14 protein-coding genes are annotated in these 18,681 nt (G+C 71.1%); 5 read left to right on the top strand and 9 right to left on the bottom strand.

The features are described 5' to 3' along the window. Positions 1-11 precede the first annotated feature (11 nt). From ngcE to acnA, 3 genes are all read right to left on the bottom strand, one after another. The gene (ngcE, locus tag ACFYS8_RS21300; protein WP_387643075.1) at positions 12-1,418 is read right to left on the bottom strand and encodes an N-acetylglucosamine/diacetylchitobiose ABC transporter substrate-binding protein; all 1,407 of its coding nucleotides are present in this window, start codon (positions 1,416-1,418) and stop codon (positions 12-14) included. 374 nt (positions 1,419-1,792) lie between these two features. Then, positions 1,793-3,106: a glycoside hydrolase family 18 protein gene (locus tag ACFYS8_RS21295; RefSeq protein ID WP_387643074.1), complete on the bottom strand. Its 1,314-nt coding sequence runs from the start codon at positions 3,104-3,106 to the stop codon at positions 1,793-1,795. Positions 3,107-3,272: 166 nt separating this feature from the next. Next, a complete protein-coding gene (gene acnA, locus ACFYS8_RS21290; RefSeq protein ID WP_387643073.1) occupies positions 3,273-5,918 on the bottom strand; it encodes an aconitate hydratase AcnA in 2,646 nt (881 codons plus the stop codon). A 315-nt stretch (positions 5,919-6,233) separates the two neighbouring features. Here acnA and ACFYS8_RS21285 point away from each other — a divergent pair, with 315 nt between their 5' ends. The 4 genes from ACFYS8_RS21285 to ACFYS8_RS21270 all read left to right on the top strand — a co-directional run bounded on the left by ACFYS8_RS21285 (position 6,234) and on the right by ACFYS8_RS21270 (position 9,053). After that, positions 6,234-6,752 (top strand): SigE family RNA polymerase sigma factor, encoded by a 519-nt coding sequence (locus tag ACFYS8_RS21285; protein WP_387643072.1) that lies wholly within the window; start codon positions 6,234-6,236, stop codon positions 6,750-6,752. Next, positions 6,749-7,804 (top strand): hypothetical protein, encoded by a 1,056-nt coding sequence (locus ACFYS8_RS21280; RefSeq protein WP_387643071.1) that lies wholly within the window; start codon positions 6,749-6,751, stop codon positions 7,802-7,804. Before ACFYS8_RS21285 ends, ACFYS8_RS21280 begins: the two co-directional genes overlap by 4 nt. A 116-nt stretch (positions 7,805-7,920) precedes the next feature. Then, positions 7,921-8,325, top strand: coding sequence for a type II toxin-antitoxin system VapC family toxin (locus ACFYS8_RS21275; RefSeq protein ID WP_387643070.1), 405 nt, complete (start codon positions 7,921-7,923; stop codon positions 8,323-8,325). A 161-nt stretch (positions 8,326-8,486) separates the two neighbouring features. Beyond that, positions 8,487-9,053 (top strand): hypothetical protein, encoded by a 567-nt coding sequence (locus ACFYS8_RS21270; protein ID WP_387643069.1) that lies wholly within the window; start codon positions 8,487-8,489, stop codon positions 9,051-9,053. Positions 9,054-9,085: 32 nt separating this feature from the next. Here the strand turns inward: ACFYS8_RS21270 and argF are convergent, their stop codons facing one another. From argF to ACFYS8_RS21255, 3 genes are all read right to left on the bottom strand, one after another. After that, entirely contained in the window at positions 9,086-10,087 is a 1,002-nt protein-coding gene (gene argF, locus ACFYS8_RS21265) for an ornithine carbamoyltransferase (RefSeq protein WP_387643068.1), read from the bottom strand. Between the two features lie 148 nt (positions 10,088-10,235). Then, positions 10,236-12,839, bottom strand: coding sequence for a polynucleotide kinase-phosphatase (locus tag ACFYS8_RS21260; protein WP_387643067.1), 2,604 nt, complete (start codon positions 12,837-12,839; stop codon positions 10,236-10,238). Next, the gene (locus tag ACFYS8_RS21255; RefSeq protein ID WP_387643066.1) at positions 12,836-14,500 is read right to left on the bottom strand and encodes a 3' terminal RNA ribose 2'-O-methyltransferase Hen1; all 1,665 of its coding nucleotides are present in this window, start codon (positions 14,498-14,500) and stop codon (positions 12,836-12,838) included. The genes ACFYS8_RS21260 and ACFYS8_RS21255 overlap by 4 nt, the downstream gene beginning before the upstream one ends. Positions 14,501-14,601: 101 nt before the next feature. Between ACFYS8_RS21255 and dapD the strand changes: the two genes are divergently transcribed. After that, complete coding sequence (dapD, locus tag ACFYS8_RS21250) at positions 14,602-15,591, top strand: 2,3,4,5-tetrahydropyridine-2,6-dicarboxylate N-succinyltransferase (protein WP_387643065.1); 990 nt, start codon at positions 14,602-14,604, stop codon at positions 15,589-15,591. A gap of 234 nt (positions 15,592-15,825) precedes the next feature. Here dapD and ACFYS8_RS21245 read toward each other — a convergent pair whose 3' ends face one another. From ACFYS8_RS21245 to ACFYS8_RS21235, 3 genes are all read right to left on the bottom strand, one after another. After that, positions 15,826-16,719, bottom strand: coding sequence for a DUF6099 family protein (locus ACFYS8_RS21245; protein ID WP_387643064.1), 894 nt, complete (start codon positions 16,717-16,719; stop codon positions 15,826-15,828). A 258-nt stretch (positions 16,720-16,977) separates the two neighbouring features. Continuing rightward, positions 16,978-17,316 (bottom strand): nucleotide pyrophosphohydrolase, encoded by a 339-nt coding sequence (locus ACFYS8_RS21240; protein WP_387643063.1) that lies wholly within the window; start codon positions 17,314-17,316, stop codon positions 16,978-16,980. Then, complete coding sequence (locus tag ACFYS8_RS21235) at positions 17,313-18,656, bottom strand: AAA family ATPase (protein WP_387643062.1); 1,344 nt, start codon at positions 18,654-18,656, stop codon at positions 17,313-17,315. Before ACFYS8_RS21235 ends, ACFYS8_RS21240 begins: the two co-directional genes overlap by 4 nt. Between the last annotated feature and the right edge of the window lie 25 nt (positions 18,657-18,681).

Here is an 18,681-nt window from a genome sequence, read left to right as displayed (position 1 = left end):
CGAGTGACCGATCAGGCGGTCTTGTTCTTGGAGGCCGACTCCTTGGCGCGCTTGATCCACTCGTCGGGACCGATGCGCTTGGCCATCAGCTCGCCGGAGGCGTTCTGCAGGTCCTCGTCGAACTTCGAAGCGGTGTTCGGGTACTGGAAGTTGAAGGTGTTCGCGGCCGCGGCCTTCAGCGCCACCACGGTGGAGGCGGTGCCCGGCTTCAGCTGGACCTCCGGGCCGACACCGTCCTTGAGGCAGGTGAGGCTGTTGGCGGTCTGGGCGAACTTGCCCGAGGCCTCCTTGGTCAGCATCATCCGCAGGAACTCCAGGCCGCCGGCCACGTTCTTGGCCTTCGACGGAACGATGAACGGCTCACCGGCACCGGCGCGGATGGCCTCGAAGGGCAGCTTGTCACCGGGCAGCGACGGCATCGGCAGGAACTTCATGTCGAAGTCGGCCGGGGTGGTCGGCAGCTGCTCGTTCTCCAGCCAGGAGCCGGACGGGATGAACGCGGCCTTGTACTGGTTCCACGCCGTCTGCGACTCGGTGTGGGTCATGCCGTTGGTGCCGGGGAGCAGGAAGTCCTTGTCGACGACCTGGTAGAACGCCTCGACCACGGTCTTCACGGCCGGGTCGTCCCACGCGGCGGCGTCGAGGGCGTCGATCCGCTTCATGAGGTCCAGGCCGCCCTGCTTGGCGATCATGTCCATCATGACGACGTTGATGTAGTACGGGTACTTGCCCTGGTGCGCGACCGGGGCGATGCCCTTGGCCTTGATCTGCTCGCACAGGGTGATGAACTCGGCCCAAGTCTTCGGCGCGGTCCAGCCGTTGTCCTTGAACAGCTTGCCGGAGTACCACCAGCCCCAGACCGTGTACACGTAGGACAGGTTGTAGACCTTGCCCTTGACCGTGCCGGACTCGACGGTGCCGGGCATCAGCACATCGCGGACCTTCTTCGACGGGTCGTCGATGTACGGCGCGTCCAGCAGCGGGGCCAGGTCGGTGAGCTGGTTGGAGTCCGCGAGGACGTCCAGCTTCATCTGCTTGGCACCCGAGTCGTCGATGACGTCCGGCGGGGAACCGGCGTTGAATCGCGGCTGGAGCTTGCCGGTGACGTCCTTGTCGGCCTGGTGGTTGACCTTCGCACCGGGGTACTGCTTCGAGTAGATCGCCTCGAACGCCTTGGCGTACTCGTTGCCGTAGCCGCCGTCGAAGATGAAGACCTCGAGGCCGTCGGAGTCCTTGACCCCGAACGGGTTCTTGGCGTCGCTCAGGTTGAAGCCACCCGCCGCCTTGGTGCCCTTGTCGGAGCTCCCGGTACCGCCGGCACAGGCCGCGAGCAGCGAGCTGCTGCCGGCCGCCAGGACGGTGATCGCGGCCGCGCGCTTGAACAGGTCGCGGCGGTTGTACTCAGTTGCAGAGCCCATGCGTGCCCTAACCCCTCAGTTCCAGAAGATGTGAGCCAAAGCTGACGTCGCGTCAACTTTCGTGGCCCGAAAGGTGCCCAGCGGCGAATATGCCGGTCAGAGGCGGTGTGATGATGCGCAAAGGTATAGTCCACTGTTCATCTGACAGCAATAGGCCGCCGGTCTGATAACAAACCTGACAGTCAAAGCGTTGTCGGCGGTGCAGCATGTGCAATGTGCAGGGACCCTGCACATTACGTGTCCGCGCCAGACCTGATCGCGAATCTAGCGCGGTTATGTTCGTTTGAACATAGAAATGCGCAGCTTTGCGCATCACGTTAGGGAACCGTAACGGCAAAGCTGCGCGCGGTGAGCGCCCTGACGGGCCCTCAGTCTCAGTTGTCCCGAAGCCCCTTGTCCAGCGCGGCGATCATGCCGCCCTGGGCGTCGTCACCGTCCAGCGACCAGACCATCACCCCGCCCAGGTCGTTCTCCCGGACGTAGCGGGCCTTGGCGGTCGCCATCTCCGGGGTGTCGTACGTCCAGAAGTCGGTGCCGTCGTACTTCCAGCTCACCCCGTGCGCCCGGTCGCTGTAGACCGTGCCGGGCAGGTCCTTGATCTGCTTGTAGGCCAGGGTGCCGCCGCGGGCCAGGCCGGTGGCCGACTGGTACAGGCCATTGCCGCGCGGGCCACCGGGCACGCCCGTCCAGCCGAAGCCGTAGAGCGGGACGCCCACCACGGCCTTCCTGGACGGCAGGCCGCGGTCCGTGTAGGTGCCGACCAGCCGGTCCACGCTCAGCCGCAGCCCGGTGGGGTCGTTCGGGTCGGAGTACAGGTTGGACTCGTGGTTGGTCGGGCCCTTGGTCTCCCACGGGCCGTGCAGCTCGTAGGCCATCAGGTTCAGCCAGTCCACCGGCTCGGCGACCTTGTCGATCTCGAACTTGTCGATCGCGGACTCACCGGCCGGCACCGCGGCGGTCAGCAGGTGGTGCGGGCCCTTCCTGCCGGACAGCGCGTCCAGCTGGGTGCGGAACTCCTGCATCAGCAGGGTGAAGTTCCGCCCGTCCTCGGGACGCACCACGTTGCCGTCGTCGCCCGGGCTGCCCGGGTACTCCCAGTCGATGTCGATGCCGTCGAACACTCCCGCGCCGGCGCCCACGCCGCCCTCGGCGGAGCCCAGCTGCGGCAGGTTGCCCTTGACGTAGAGGTCGATGCAGGAGGAGACGAACTTCTTCCGGGAGGCGTCGGTGAGCGCCGCGTCCGAGAAGTGCTTGGACCAGCTCCAGCCGCCCAGCGAGATCACCGCCCGCAGCTGCGGGTTCTTCGCCTTCAGCTTGCGCAGCTGGTTGAAGTTGCCCTTGAGCGCCTGGTCCGGGGCGTCGGCCACGCCGTCCACCGACTCCTCGGCGCTCACCGGCCGCTGGTAGTCGGCCCAGGCGTCGCCCGCCCCGGCCTCGTTCGCCTCGAAGCAGGTGCCGTCGGCGGAGACGTTGCCGAAGGCGTAGTTGAGCACGGTCAGCTTGCCGGCCTGGCCGCTGTCCTGGACCTTCTTGGCGGAGAACCCGCTGTAGATGCCCCACTGGGTGAAGTAGCCGACCCGCTGACCGCTCAGGCGCTTTCCCTGCTGGTCGGCGTGCGCGGTGGCCGGGGAGACGAGCAGGGCACCGATGGTGGCGGCGGCGAGGAGTGCGGAGGTTCGTCTGGTCATTCCGAGCATCTCTCCGATTCGGCGTCAATTGGTATGGACCAAGTGCTGATGGAGAGGTCTAGTCCACCTGACGGGCGCCGCACAAGAGGGTGGCCGGATTCCTCCAAGAAATGGCAAAGAGCCGCACCGTCCCTTGCGGGAACGGTGCGGCTCTTCCGACCTACTGTCAGCCAATCAGGCTGCGCAGCACGTACTGCAGGATGCCGCCGTTGCGGTAGTAGTCCGCCTCACCGGGGGTGTCGATGCGCACCACGGCGTCGAACTCGACCGCACCAGCCTTGACCTTGACGGTCTTCGGAGTGCGGCCCTCGTTCAGCTCGGTGACACCGGTGAACTCGAAGGTCTCCTCACCGGTCAGGCCCAGCGAGTCGGCGTTCTGGCCGGCCGGGAACTGCAGCGGCAGGACGCCCATGCCGATCAGGTTGGAGCGGTGGATGCGCTCGTAGGACTCGGCGATGACGGCCTTGACGCCGAGCAGCGCGGTGCCCTTGGCCGCCCAGTCGCGGGACGAGCCGGAGCCGTACTCCTTGCCGGCCAGGACCACCAGCGGGATGCCCGCGGCCTGGTAGTTCTGCGAGGCGTCGTAGATGAACGACACCGGAGCGTCGGCCTGGGTGAAGTCGCGGGTGTAGCCGCCCTCGGTGCCCGGCGCGATCTGGTTGCGCAGGCGGATGTTGGCGAAGGTGCCGCGGATCATGACCTCGTGGTTGCCACGGCGCGAGCCGTAGGAGTTGAAGTCACGCTTCTCCACACCGTGCTCGGTGAGGTACTGCGCCGCCGGGGTGCCCGGCTTGATGTTGCCGGCCGGGGAGATGTGGTCGGTGGTGACCGAGTCGCCCAGCTTGGCCAGCACGCGGGCACCGGCGATGTCGGTCACCGGGCTCGGGGTCTTGGCCATGCCCTCGAAGTACGGGGGCTTGCGGACGTAGGTGGACTCGGCGTCCCACTCGAAGGTGTTGCCGGTCGGGACCGGGAGCGACTGCCAGCGGTGGTCGCCGGCGAAGACGTCCTGGTAGCCCTTGTCGAACATGGCCTCGTCGATCGAGCCGGCGACCGCGTTGGCGACCTCCTGCTCGGACGGCCAGATGTCGGCGAGGAAGACGTCGTTGCCGTCGGCGTCCTGGCCCAGCGCGTCCCGGGTCAGGTCGATGTTCATGTTGCCGGCGAGGGCGTAGGCGACCACCAGCGGCGGGGACGCCAGGTAGTTCATCTTGACGTCCGGGTTGATCCGGCCCTCGAAGTTGCGGTTGCCGGAGAGCACCGAGACGACCGCCAGGTCGGACTCGTTCACCGCGGCGGAGACCTCCTCGGGCAGCGGGCCCGAGTTGCCGATGCAGGTGACGCAGCCGTAGCCGACCAGGTTGAAGCCCAGCTTCTCCATGTACGGGAGCAGGCCGGCCTTCTCGTAGTAGTCCATGACGACCTTGGAGCCGGGCGCCAGGGTGGTCTTGACCCACGGCTTGACCGTGAGGCCCTTCTCCACGGCCTTCTTCGCCAGCAGGGCGGCGCCCAGCATGACGGAGGGGTTGGAGGTGTTGGTGCAGGAGGTGATCGAGGCGATCACGACCGCGCCGTTGTCGATCTCGTAGGACGAGCCGTCGGCCGCGGTGACGGCGGTCGGCTTCGAGGCCTCGGCGGAGTAGGTCGGCAGCGCCTCGCCGAACTTCTCGGCGGCCTCGGCCAGGATCACGCGGTCCTGCGGGCGCTTCGGGCCGGAGATCGACGGGACGACGGTGGAGACGTCCAGCTCCAGGTACTCGGAGAAGACCGGCTCGACCGACGGGTCGTGCCAGAGGCCCTGCTCCTTGGCGTACGCCTCGACCAGGGCGAGCTGCTGCTCGTCACGGCCGGTGAGCTTCAGGTAGTTGATGGTCTCGGCGTCGATCGGGAAGATCGCGCAGGTCGAGCCGAACTCCGGCGACATGTTGCCGATGGTGGCGCGGTTCGCCAGCGGGATCGAGGTGACGCCCTCGCCGTAGAACTCGACGAACTTGCCGACCACACCGTGCTTGCGCAGCATCTCGGTGATGGTGAGCACCAGGTCGGTGGCGGTGGTGCCGGCCGGCAGCTGGCCGTTGAGCTTGAAGCCCACCACGCGCGGGATCAGCATCGAGACCGGCTGGCCGAGCATCGCGGCCTCTGCCTCGATGCCGCCGACGCCCCAGCCCAGCACGCCCAGGCCGTTGACCATGGTGGTGTGCGAGTCGGTGCCGACGCAGGTGTCCGGGTACGCCTGGCCGTTGCGGACCATGACGGTGCGGGCCAGGTGCTCGATGTTGACCTGGTGGACGATGCCGGTGCCGGGCGGGACGACCTTGAACTCGTCGAACGCGGTCTGGCCCCAGCGCAGGAACTGGTAGCGCTCCTTGTTGCGGCCGTACTCGATCTCGACGTTCTGGACGAAGGCGTCCGGGGTGCCGAACTTGTCGGCGATGACGGAGTGGTCGATGACCAGCTCGGCCGGCGCCAGCGGGTTGATCTTGGACGGGTCGCCGCCCAGCTCCTTCACGGCCTCACGCATGGTGGCCAGGTCGACCACGCAGGGAACGCCGGTGAAGTCCTGCATGATCACGCGGGCCGGGGTGAACTGGATCTCCTCGGACGGCTCGGCCGTCGGGTCCCAGCCGCCCAGCGCGCGGATGTGGTCGGCGGTGATATTCGCGCCGTCCTCGGTGCGGAGCAGGTTCTCCAGCAGGACCTTGAGGCTGTACGGCAGCCGCTCGGAACCCTCGACGGCGGAGAGCTTGAAGATCTCGTACGACTCGTCGCCCACCTGCAGCGAGCTGCGGGCGTCGAAGCTGTTCGCGGACACGACTGACTCCTTCTTGGTCCACCCGGTGATAAGGTAAGCCTTGGCTAACCTGACGGCCGCCGCTTACCGGCCGATGATGGAAGGCCCGCCGAACGCGGGACCTGCGCCTCTCGGCAAGTATCTTGACGTCAAGATATAGTCTAACGCCGAATGTATCTCGATGTCGAGATAAACCATAGTGCATGGCTCCGTCCAAACTTCACCGGCTCATCCTGTAACGCAACCGCAGCCCCGGGGCATCTGACTTCTATGTACCGAGCGGCACCGCATCCAGTGACGGGGCCGCCGGAACGCGGCATGTAACAAGGGGTGCGGATGGTGGTGGGGCGGCGACGGGCCGAGGAGCGGCGCGAGTTCGAGGAGTTCGCGCACGCCCGCGGCACCGCACTGTTCCGCACCGCCCTGCTGCTCTGCGGCGACTGGCACCTCGCCGAAGACCTCACCCAGACCGCGCTCGCCCGCATCTACGCCTCCTGGGGACGCGTCCGACAGGCCGACAGCCCCGTCGCCTACGCCCGCACCGTCCTGCTCCGCTGCTACCTCTCGCACCGGCGGCTGCGCCGCAGCAGCGAACTGCCCGGCCTCGACTTCCTCCCCGAACAGGCCGCCCCCGACAGCGACCCGGCACTGCGCGTCGCCCTGCTCGCCGCACTCGCCGAACTGCCGCCCAAGGACCGGGCCGTCCTGGTGCTGCGGTACTGGGAGGACCGCAGCGTCGAGGAGACCGCCGCCGAACTCCAGCTCGCCCCCGGCACCGTCCGGGTCCGCGCGCTGCGCGCCCTCACCCGGCTGCGCCGCCAGCTCGCCCCGCACCTGGACAGCCTGGCGTCGTGACCGAGCCCAAGCCCCTCCCCGGCCGCCCCGCCCCGGCGGCCCCGCCACCCGGCCGCCCCGCCCTGCCCACCGGCTGCCCCTCCCCGGCCGCCCTGCCCGCCGGCCGCCCGCCGGACCGACCGACGCGCCGTCAGAATGCGAGAGCCCCGATGCCCGAACAGGAGCTGACCGACGTCTTCGAGCGGGCGATCGGCGACGCCGCACCCGACCTCGGCCTGCTCGTCGCCGGGGCCACCGCCGAGGGACGGTCCCTCCGGCTGCGGCGGCGCGCCACGCTCACCGGCGTGATCGTCGCGGTCGCCGGCCTGGGCCTCGTCGGCGGACTGCTGCTGCGCCCCGGCCCGCCCACCGCCACCACCGTTCCCCCGGGCTCGGCCGGCACCGCGACGGCCGGCAGGACGACGGCCACCCCCACGCCGGAGACCACCCTGCCGTCGGAACGGGTGCCGCTCACCGGCCCTGCAGCCCGGCTCATGCTGGGCGACCTGCTCGATTCCCGCCTGGTCGTCGACTACTGGACCAACAAGGTCGCCCCCTCGGACCTCCAGGCGGGCACCGCGGTCATGCTCTCTCTGCACGACCCGAGGAACGGACACACCGGCACCCTGATGCTCCAGGTGGAACCCCCCGCCGGCCCGTCACGGCCACAGACCGGCGTATTCGGCTGCACCCCCGGACTCGCGGACGAGAAATGCGATTCGTTCAAGGCCGAGAACGGCACGGTCATCGCCCGGCGCGACGACGCCCAGCGGATCACCTTCCTTTCGCAACTCCAACGGACCGACGGCGTCATGATCACCCTGATCTCCACCGGTGCGGGTCGGAACGAGCCGCTGGTGTCGCAGAACGAGATCTCGAAGTGGGTTCTCCTCCCGGGGTGGCAACCCGTCATCGACCGACGGCTCGCCGAGGACGCCGAGCAGCGGCTGGCAGGGCAACCCGCGCTGAGTCCGGCGGAAGTGGCGGCCGTGGAGGCGAAGACGTCGGGTGCGGGCTCGGCGGGGGGCGGGTCCGTGGGCGCGGTGGCGACGCCGGGAAGGTCCGTGCCGTAGGCGTGGCCGGTGGGCCCGAGCCGTAGCGGTGACCGGCGGGCACGGGTCGGCGTGGTGGGGGCGGCGGTTGGGCACCCCGCCGCAGTGCCGCGGTACGGGCGGGCTACCGTGGGCGGGTGATCGTGGTGGACGCTTCTGCGGTGGTGCTCTCGCTCGCCGACCCGGGACCGCGCGGGGCCGCTGCCCGTGCCGCGCTGGCCGCCGACCCCGACTGGGTCGCGCCCGAGCATGTGCTGATCGAGGTGATGCAGTCGCTGCGCGGGCTCTACCTCGCCAAGGAGGTGACGGCCGAGCAGGCGGCCGACGTCGCCCGGCGGCTGCCGGAGCTGACGATCCGCAAGGTGGAGATCGCCCCTCTGCTCGGCCGGATCTGGGAGCTCAAGGACAACCTGACCCCGGACGACGCCGCCTACGTCGCGGTCGCCGAGCACTGCGGCGCCCCGCTGATCACCGCCGACCTGCGGCTGATGCGCGCCAGCGGGCCGCGCTGCGAGATCCGCGGCATCACCGCCACCGGCTGAGACCTCCGGCCGGTCCGGACCGCGCCATGGCCAGCGTTCTCGTAGGCCTGCGTTCTCGTACGGGTGGTTGCGGGCGGCGGTCCGGCACGGCGGCGTGCGCGGCGGGGTCACCGGCGGCCACGGTGAGCGGTGTTCCCTGACGGTCTGTCGGAAGGTTCGCGATGCCCCTGTCCTCCGCCGCCGGCGCACTGCTGGTGCCGCTCACCCTGCTGCCGATCGGCCCGCCCGAAGTCCCCGCCCCCGGCCCGGCATTCCGTCCCGGTGCGACAGCCGTTGGGGCCGTCCCCGACCAGGTGGTGGACGCCCAGTTCGACCGCGCGAACGGCATCGTCCCCGCCAAGGCGATCACCCACGCACCCGAACTGGTGCCGTACGGCGCGCAGGTGCGGGTCACCGTCCACCGCGAGGCGGGCCGGACGACCGTCGCGGTGGAGGTCGCCGGGGTGACGGGCCCGCACGAGTTCCCGGCGCACGTGCACACCGGCCACTGCGGCTCCGACCCGGCGGCGTCCGGCCCGCACTACCAGCACGTGGCGGGCTCGGACGCCGGGGACAACGAGGTACGGATGACCGTACGCACCGATCCCGGCGGGGCCGGCGACGCCTCGGCGGCCGTCCCCTGGGCGTTCCGCCCCGACGGTGCGCACTCGCTGGTGCTGCACGCCGGCCCCGACGCCGGATCGCACGCCCCCACCGACCGGGTCGGCTGTGTGAACGTCGACTTCTGACCGGCGTCCGGCCCGGCGGTCAGAAGAGGTGATCAGGAGCCGAGGGTCGCCACCATCACGGCCTTGATGGTGTGCAGGCGGTTCTCGGCCTGGTCGAAGACCACGGAGTGCGCCGATTCGAAGAGTTCGTCGGTGCACTCCAACTCGGACATGCCGGTCAACTCGAACATCTGCCGACCGATCTCGGTGCCGAGGTCGTGGTACGCGGGCAGACAGTGCAGGAACTTGACCGCCGGGTTTCCGGTGGCGCGCACCGTGTCCATCGAGACCTGGTAGGGCTTCAGCAGGGCGATCCGCTCGGCCCAGACCTCCTTGGGCTCACCCATCGACACCCAGACATCGGTGTACAGGAAGTCCGCACCGGCCACGCCGGCCGCCACGTCCTCGGTCAGGGTGACCCGGGCGCCGCTGGCCTCGGCCAGCGTGTGGGCGGTCTTCTGAACGTCCTCCGACGGCCACAGCTGCGCCGGGGCGACGATCCGGATGTCCATGCCCAGCAGCGCGCCGGTGACCAGCAGCGAATTGCCCATGTTGGAGCGGGCGTCACCGAGGTAGACCAGGGTGGTCTCGCTCAGCGGCTTGGTGGAGTGCTCCTGGATGGTGAGCACGTCGGCCAGCATCTGGGTCGGGTGCCACTCGTCGGTCAGGCCGTTCCAGACCGGGACGCCCGCATGGGCAGCCAGTTCCTCGACGATCTCCTGGCCGTCGCCCCGGTACTCGATCCCGTCGAACATCCGGCCCAGCACGCGGGCGGTGTCCTTGACCGACTCCTTGTGCCCCATCTGCGAGCCCGCCGGGTCCAGGTAAGTGGTGGACGCGCCCTGGTCGTGCGCCGCCACCTCGAACGCGCAGCGGGTGCGGGTGGAGGTCTTGGCGAAGATCAGGGCGATGTTCTTGCCCCGCAGCCGGGGCTGCTCGGTACCGGCGTACTTGGCGGCCTTCAGCTGCGCAGCGAGATCGACCAGGTGACGGAACTCCTGGGGAGTGAAGTCGGTCTCCTTGAGGAAGTGCCTGTTCCGGAGGTTGAACGCCATACCGGTCTCCTGGGTCGGTCAACGGACTGAGACGGGAAGTGTATACGAGTATTCGAATATTCATGCAATGCCGCAACGCCGGGCCCGGTGCCAGCGGCACGGGCCCGGCGCCGGCTGCGGGACCGGACGTCAGAGGCGGGCCCTGGCGTCAGAGGCGGGGGTCGACCGGCTCGGACTCCAGGGCCAGCACCGCGAACACCGCCTCGTGCACCCGCCAGAGCGGCTCGCCGGCCGCCAGTCGGTCCAGTGCCTCCAGGCCGAGCGCGTACTCGCGGAGGGCGAGCGAGCGCTTGTGGCCCAGCGAACGCTGCCGCAGCCGGTCCAACTGCCGGGTGTAGTCCGGGCCGTAGATGATCCGCAGGTACTCGCGGCCGCGGACCTTCAGGCCGGGCTGGCCCAGCCGCCCGGTGCTGTCCCGGTGCAGCGCTTCGACTGGCTTGACCACCATGCCCTCGCCTCCCGCACCGGTCAGCTCCTCCCACCAGGAGATGGCTGCGGCCACCGAGGAATCGTCCTCGGTGTCGACCAGCATCCGCCCGGTGCGGTGCAGCACCGGGGCCGTGCCACCGGCCTCTTCCGCGAGGCGGTGGTCGGCGTCCACCAGGCGGTCGATCAGGTCGAGGTGCTCGGTGTGCGGGCGCAGCGCCAGGTTGGCGCCCTCGGCGGCGAGCAGCTGGAACGGAGCCAGCCGGATGCCGTCGAGGCCCTCGGTCGGCCAGCAGTAGCGCCGGTACGCCTCGGTGAAGGCCAGCGCGTCGGCGGTGCGCTGCTGCTGCCGGTCCGTCAGGTCCGCCACGTCCAGTCCGCGGGCGGCGGCCTTGGCGAGGGCGTCGAGTGCGGTGGGCAGGGCGGCGCCGGCGGCAGCGCCGACCGCGGCGTACTGGCGGCGCAGCAGTTCGACGGCCTTCAGCGACCAAGGCATCAGCTCGGCGTCCAACAGCAGCCAGCCGGTGTCCAGTTCGTCGAACAGGCCGGACTGCTCGGCGGCGGCCCGCAGCCGGTCGAGTATCGCGCCGGTGAGCCTCTCGTCGGACAGGAAGGCCCGGCCGGTCCTGGTCCAGATCGCGCCCGGACCGGGCAGGCCGAAGCGCTTGTCCAGCGCGGTGTCGTCCCTGGCGACCAGGACGACGGCGCGCGAGCCCATGTGCTTCTCCTCGCAGATCACCTGCCGCACCCCGTCGTGCCGGTAGGCGAGGAACGCCTCCTCGGGGTGCTCCAGGCAGCCTTCGCGACGGGAGGTCGGCGAGGGTGCCATGGTCGGCGGCAGGTAGGCGAGCAGCCGCGGGTCGAGTGCGAAGCGGCTCATCACCTCCAGCGCGGCAGCGGCGTTCTCCTCCCGGACGGCGACGTTGCCGAGGGTTCTGGTCTCCACCACGCGGCGGCCGGACACGTCGGCGAGGTCCAGCGGACGCCCCTCCCGGCCGCCGGGCGCGTCCCCGCGCAGCGGGCGGGCCGGCTCGTACCACTGCTGTTCGGCGGGCACGCCGACGATCTCCCGCTCCGGGTAGCGCAGCGCGGTGAGGCTGCCGCCGAAGACGCAGCCGGTGTCCAGGCAGATGGTGTTGTTGAGGAAGCTCGCCACCGGCACCGGGGTGTGGCCGTAGACCACCAGGGCGCGGCCTCGGTACTCCTCGGCCCACGGGTAGCGCACCGGCAGGCCGAACTCGTCGGTCTCGCCGGTGGTTTCGCCGTACAGCGCGTGCGAGCGGACCCGGCCGGAGGCGCGGCCCTGGAGCTTCTCCGGCAGACCGGCGTGGCAGACCACCAGCGCACCGTCGTCCAGCAGGTAGTGGCTGACCAGGCCGCGCATGAACGACCGCACCTGGGCGCGGAACTCCTCGCTCTCGCCGGACAGCTGGTCGATGGTCTCCTGCAGGCCGTGCGAGACGGTGACCTTGCGGCCGTCCATCCAGCGGCCGAGCTTGTTCTCGTGGTTGCCGGGAACGCAGAGCGCGTGGCCGGCCGCGACCATGCCCATCACCAGGCGCAGCACGCCCGGGCTGTCCGGGCCGCGATCGACCAGGTCGCCGACGAACACGGCGGTCCGGCCGTCCGGGTGCGCGGCGTCGACCGGGCGGCCCTGCTCGTCGCGGACGATCGCGTAGCCGAGCCGGCCGAGCAGGGTCTCCAGCTCGGAGCGGCAGCCGTGGATGTCGCCGACGATGTCGAACGGGCCGGTCAGGTGCCGCAGGTCGTTGTAGCGCTTCTCCGGCACGATCTCGGCACGCTCGATCTCCTCGACCCCGCGCAGCACGTGCACCTTGCGGAAGCCCTCGCGTTCCAGGCCGCGCAGCGAGCGCCGCAGGTCGCGCTGGTGGCGCGGGATCACGTGCGGGGGCAGCTGCCGGTCCGGCCGGGCCCGGTTGCGTTCAGCGCACACCTCGGCGGGCACGTCCAGCACGATCGCGATCGGCAGCACGTGGTGCTCCCGGGCCAGGGCGATCAGCGCGCGGCGGGCGTCGTGCTGGACGTTGGTGGCGTCGACCACGGTGAGCCGGCCGGCCGCGAGCCGCTTGCCGACGATGTAGTGCAGCAGGTCGAACGCGTCGGCCGAGGCGGACTGGTCGTTCTCGTCGTCGGAGACAAGCCCCCGACAGTAGTCCGAGGAGATCACCTGGGTGCTCAGGAAGTGCTTCCGGGCGAAGCTGGACTTGCCGGAGCCGGTGCTGCCGATCAGCACCACCAGCGAGACGTCGGTGACGGGGAGGCGCCGGCCGGTGGGGGTGCCGGCCTCCAGGGTTTCGGTGGTCATCGGTGAGCGCTCCCTTCCGGGGCGAGGTCGTTCGACGGGGCGTCGGTGCGGTCGGTGGTCGTTGTTGTGGTGACTGCGGCAGCCGGGGCGGCGGCGGGCTCGCCGAGGTGGAAGTGGGCGAGCTGGGTGGGCGCGCCGACCTCGGGATCGACCGGCCCGACCGGCTCGAACGCGACCGTGTAGCCGTAGCTGTCGGCCACCCGCGCCGCCCAGGCGGTGAACTCGGCGCGGCTCCACTCGAACCGGTGGTCGCCGTGCCGCAGGTGCCCGGCGGGCAGGCTCTCCCAGCGCACGTTGTACTCGGCGTTCGGCGTGGTGACCACGACCGCGGCGGGCCGGGCCGAACCGAACACGGCGTACTCCAACGCGGGCAGCCGGGGCAGGTCGAGGTGCTCGATCACCTCGCACAGCACCGCCGCGTCGTAGCCCTTCAGCCGGGCGTCGGTGTACGTCAGTGCGCCCTGGAGCAGCCGCACCCGGCTCGCCTGACGCTCCGACATCCGGTCCAGCCGCAGCCGGCGGGCGGCGATCGTCAGCGCCCGGGAGGACACGTCCACACCGATCACCTCCGTCACACGCGATTCCTTGAGCAGCGCACCCACCAACTCGCCCTGGCCGCAGCCCAGGTCGAGCACCCGGGCGGCGCCGGTCCGGGCCAGCGCGGCCAGGATCGCCGTCCGCCGCTGGACGGCCAGCGGCCCACCGCGCCCGGTCGCCTCGTCGTCGGCAGCGGGGTGCCCCGGCTCCGGCTCGGCGGTCGGCTCCGCGTTCGCCTGCGCCTGTACCTGGGTCGGCGCGGCGTCAGCAGCGGGGGCGGCCGTGCCGTCGGTGGTCACCTCCTCCGGGGCGTCGGGGACGGCGTTGTCGAGTTCCTCGGCCTCGCGGTCGTCGGCCTCGGCCAGGCGAGCCAGGGCGAGGCGTTCCATCGCGAGTCGGGTCAGCGAGTAGCGGCGGGACAGGTAGCGGCGGGTGATCAGGGCGCGTTCGGGGTGGTCGGCGAGCCAGCCCTGACCGGCCGACAGCAGCTTGTCGACCTCGTCGGGCGCGACCCAGTAGTGCTTGGCGCCGTCCAGCACCGGCAGCAGCACGTACAGGTGCTGCAGGGCGTCGGCGAGCCGCAGGGTGCCGGTGAGTTCGAGCCGTACGTACCGGGAGTCGCCCCACTCGGGGAAGGACTCGTCCAGCGGGACGGGCGTCGCCTCGACCTGCCAGCCCAGCGGGGCGAACAGCCGCTCCACCAGGGCCGGTCCGCCGCCGGCCACCGGGACGGCGGGCAGCGAGATCCGCAACGGCATGGCGCGGCCGGGCAGTTCGGGGCGGTGCGTGCACTCGCCCTTCATCGCGGACCGGAACACCGTGCGCAGCGCCACCGCGAGCAGCGAGGACGCGGCGTACGGCCGGTCGTTGACGTACTCGGCGAGCGCCAGGTCGGGCGAACCGGAACGGCCCTTGCCGCGGCCTTGCCGCAGCAGCGCCGCGGGGTCGACCTCCAACAGCAGCGCGGCGGTGCACATGTGCTCCCCGGACTCGGGGTAGAAGACGTGCGCCGTGCCGTGCGCGGTGGTGAACCGCTGCACCTTGTCGGGGTGCTTGTGTAGGAGGAAGCCCAGGTCGGAGGCAGGATTCCCGGCAGTGCCGGTGGTGGAGATCGATACGAACACCCGGCCGAGTATGGCCGGTGGGCCTGTTCTCGGGCATCAGGTTTTGTCCGTCCGGTGAGCGTGTTGGTCAGCACTTGCCCCAATTGGTTAACGTGCGGGATGTGACTGCTGAGACCTCCACTCCCGTAAACGGTGCGGTGGCCGTCGGCCTGGCGACCATCGCCGCCGACGGCACCGTTCTCGACACCTGGTTCCCCGCGCCGGAGCTGGCCGCTGCCCCCGGCCCGTCCGGTACCGTCCGGCTGAGCGCCGAAGAGGCCGAGCAGGCGCTCGGCCCGGGCGCCGCCGAGGCGCTGCGCGCCGATGCGCGGCGCGGCGTCGAGGTGGTGGCGGTGCGCACCGTGATCTCCTCGCTGGACGAGAAGCCGCTGGACGCGCACGACGTCTACCTGCGACTGCACCTGCTCTCCTCCCGTCTGGTGAAGCCGCACGGCCAGAACCTGGACGGCGTCTTCGGCCTGCTGGCGAACGTCGCCTGGACGTCGATCGGCCCGGTGCCGGTGGCCAACGTGGAGCAGGCCCGGCTGGCCGTGCGCGCCCAGGGCGGGCAGCTCGCGGTGTACGGCATCGACAAGTTCCCGCGGATGACCGACTACGTGGCGCCGAGCGGGGTGCGCATCGCGCACGCCGACCGGGTCCGCCTCGGCGCGCACCTGGCCGAGGGCACCACCGTGATGCACGAGGGCTTCGTCAACTTCAACGCCGGCACCCTGGGCACCTCGATGGTGGAGGGCCGGATCAGCGCGGGCGTGGTGGTCGGCGACCACAGCGACATCGGTGGCGGCGCCTCGATCATGGGCACCCTGTCCGGTGGCGGCAAGCAGGTCGTCTCGGTGGGCGAGCGCTGCCTGCTGGGCGCCAACGCGGGCATCGGTATTTCGCTGGGCAACGACTGCGTGGTGGAGGCGGGCCTGTACGTCACCGCCGGCACCCGGGTCACCGCCCCGGACGGCGCGGTGGCGAAGGCGGTGGAGCTGTCCGGCCAGGACAACCTGCTGTTCCGCCGCAACTCGCAGTCCGGCGCGGTCGAGGTGATCGCCCGCACCGGTTCGTGGGGCGGCCTGAACGCGGATCTGCACTCGCACAACTGACCTCCTTCCAGGTCGTATCCGTTCAGCAGTCGCGGTGCGGCTGTCCGGCAGCCGCCCGACGGCCGCCGCGGAGTCCCGGCCCCCGCTCGGTGCTGTAGCCGAGCGGGGGCCGGGCTCGCAAACTCGGCTCACCCCTGGGGCTGACCGGGCCCGGCGGTTGGACCTCTACGAGTGGTCCGGGGTGACCGCGTACGGCGGGAGCTCGTTGGACCGGCGGCGTCGACCCCCGGCGCTTCACACCGCACCACCGAGCTGAAGGGGCCCCCTCATGTCCGAGCCCTGGACCGAGCCGCCCACCCCGGGCACCCCCACGGGCGGCGCGCCCGTCACCACCAAGTCGCTGCTGGAGCAGATGCAGGAGCTGCTCGCCTCGATCAACACCGACCTGGCCGGACTCGACTCCGAGCTGCGGGACACCGCACCCCGGGACGAGCCGGACGACTCGGCCCGCGACTGAGCACACGCCACCGGGACCGGCGGGCCCAGCGGGACCACGAGCATCGGCTCCCCCTCCCGCCGGGCCCCGGCCGGCACCGTCTCCTCCTCCCGCAGTGCCACCAATGCCGTTGTCGCGGCCTCCATGCCCTCCATGTCCTCCGTGCCTTCGGGTGACGCCCCGTCGGCCGCCGTCACCCGCCGCTGCTCGCGCAGCAACTCGGCGACCAGATCCCGGCATTCGGAGCTCGCATCTAGCCCGTCGATGCACGTCCAGTACAGGCTTTCGGTCTCCGCCCCGCAGGCCAGCACCACCAGGTTCTCGCCGGTCTCCGCCAGCAGCCCGGCCAGCTCGACCAACACCGGTTCGAGGTCGCCGAGTTCGGTGAGCCGCTCGACCAGCCCCGGCCCGGACCACTCGCCGAGGCCGCCCGCGAGTCCACCGCAGAGCGGGCCACCGGGCCCGTCGAGGCCGGGGCCGGGCGGTTGTCGCAGGCAGCTCGCGGTGTGCGCGCCGGCCTCCGAGAGCTGCTGCCCGAGGGTGGCGAGCTCCTCGCCGTCGTGGTCGGCGAGCCGCGCCCCGACGGCCTCGGTGAGCAGGACGGACTGCCAGGCCTGGTGCAGGATGTCCCCGGTCGCCCGGGCTTCGGCCAAGGCGTGCCGGACGGTCTTGATCAGTCGCAGTGCCTCCACGGCGCGCTCCCCTCGTTCACCGCCTCCGCCGTCGGGTCGGCGGTCGGTCGGTCAGGGGCTCAGCGTGCCGCCGACGGCCTGGTCCTCCCAGCGCATTCGCCGCGCCTGTGGACAACCCGGCCCTGTGGAAAACTCCGGTCCCCCGCAAGAGGGAAAACCGGATGATTTCCCCGCCCACCGGGAACCCGCCACGAGCCCGCCGGGAACCCGCCACGAACCCCACAGGGCCGCAGGACCGCAGGACCGCAGGCCACCGCGCTACGAACCGCCCCCCGCCGCCGGGAACCGGCTCTCGTTGCGCTCGATCTTCTCCGCCAGCGCCCGCAGCGGATCCACCTCCAGCACGGTGCACAGCTGCAGCAGATAGGCCAGCACGTCGGCGACCTCGTCGCGGACGCGGTGCGCCGCGTCCGTGTCGGCCATCACCGCGCCGGCCTGTTCGGGCGTCAACCACTGGAAGATCTCCAGCAGTTCGCCGGCCTCGACGGTCAGCGCCGAGGCCAGGTTCTTCGGGGTGTGGAACGGCTGCCAGTTCCGGGCGGCCGCGAACTCGGCCAGTCGCCGCTGGAGTTCGGGCACCGTCAGTTCGTCGCTCATTCCCCCAGGTCTACCACCGCGGCCTGGTCGGGCGAGGTGCCCTGGGCGGGCACCCGGGGGGCGGGTTCGGTGCGGCGCAGCAGGCTGTGGCCGGTGGCCGGATCGCGTCGGCACTCGACCAGCTCGACGCCGTCCAGGCCGAGCGCGGGGCCGGGTTCCTGGAGGGTGGCGAGCAGCCGGATGTCGCCCTTGCCGGTGACTTCGCGGGCCAGCCGCAGCAGCACGGCGACCTGCTCGGCCGCCAGGCCGGCGCCTAGGTCCTCGGCGAGCAGCACCAACTGCCGGTGTGCGTCGGGGACTTCACCGGCCGGGTCGACATCGATGACGTCGGCGCCGGTGAGCAGGACGGCGGCGAAGGCGAGCAGTCGCAGCATGCCGTCGGAGGCCTGGTCGGCGCCGGTGCGGCCGAGTACGCCCTCGTCGAAGACGGCGATCATCCGTTGTTGCGCGCCCTCGCCGCGCCGGGCGACGTCCAGGTCGAGCAGCGGGTGCGGGGCGGCGGCCTGGACGGTGCGCAGCAGTCGGGCCCAACGGCGCTGGCATTCGTGTTTGAGGCGGCCGAGGACGGCGGAGATGTTGGCGGCGGTGCCGAGCAGCCGGGCCTGTGGTTCGGGCCGGGCCCAGCCGCGCATCGCGGCGGGCACGGGGTGCAGGTTGAACACCTCGCGCAGCGCGGTGAGCAGTTGTTCGGTGGCGGCCAGTACCTTGCGTTCACCCTTGGACGATCCGGCGACCCGAAGCGGCAGTTGGGCGGTGATCAGGCTGTTGCTGGAGAGCGGGGCGCGGATGTCGCCCTGCCGGGAGTCGTTGTGCCAGGTGACGTTGACCCGGCCGCGGGCGAGGTCCTGTTCGCCGGTCTCCATCAGGGTCTGGCCGTCCACGGTGAGCAATTCGCGGGCGATCCGGACGCGTTCGTCCGTGCGCACCACCACTTCGAGCCGGACCGGGCCGACGCTGGAGCGGACGGTGCAGCCCAGGATGATCGCGTTGCGTCCGTGGGGCACGCAGCCGATCAGTCCGCCGCGGACCGGGGCGGCGAGCGGGCCGCCGATCCCGCCGATGCCGTCCAGCGAGGGTCTGATCTCCTCGCCGAGGGCGAGCCGGGAGAGCACGCAGAGGGCGTCCAGCGCGTTGGACTTGCCCGCGCCGGACGGGCCGTGCAGGACGGTCAGAGGCGACAGCGGCAGGGTGGCGCGCCGGTAGGACTTGAAGGACGTGAGTCGCAGTTCCTCAACGGTCGGGCGCTTCACCAGGGGGGCGGGCGGGCGTCGGCCAGGCTGGGCGGAGGAGCGGTCGGGCGGGCCGACCGGGGGCGGGGCCAAGGGGGCTTCGCTGGTCACCCGGAGCACTTTAGGTGCGCAGTGA

This window comes from Kitasatospora sp. NPDC004615 (assembly GCF_042873545.1).
Taxonomy (GTDB): Bacteria; Actinomycetota; Actinomycetes; order Streptomycetales; family Streptomycetaceae; genus Kitasatospora.
The sequence above is the reverse complement of the archived record's forward strand: the minus strand, read 5'-3'. Positions and strand labels throughout refer to the sequence as shown.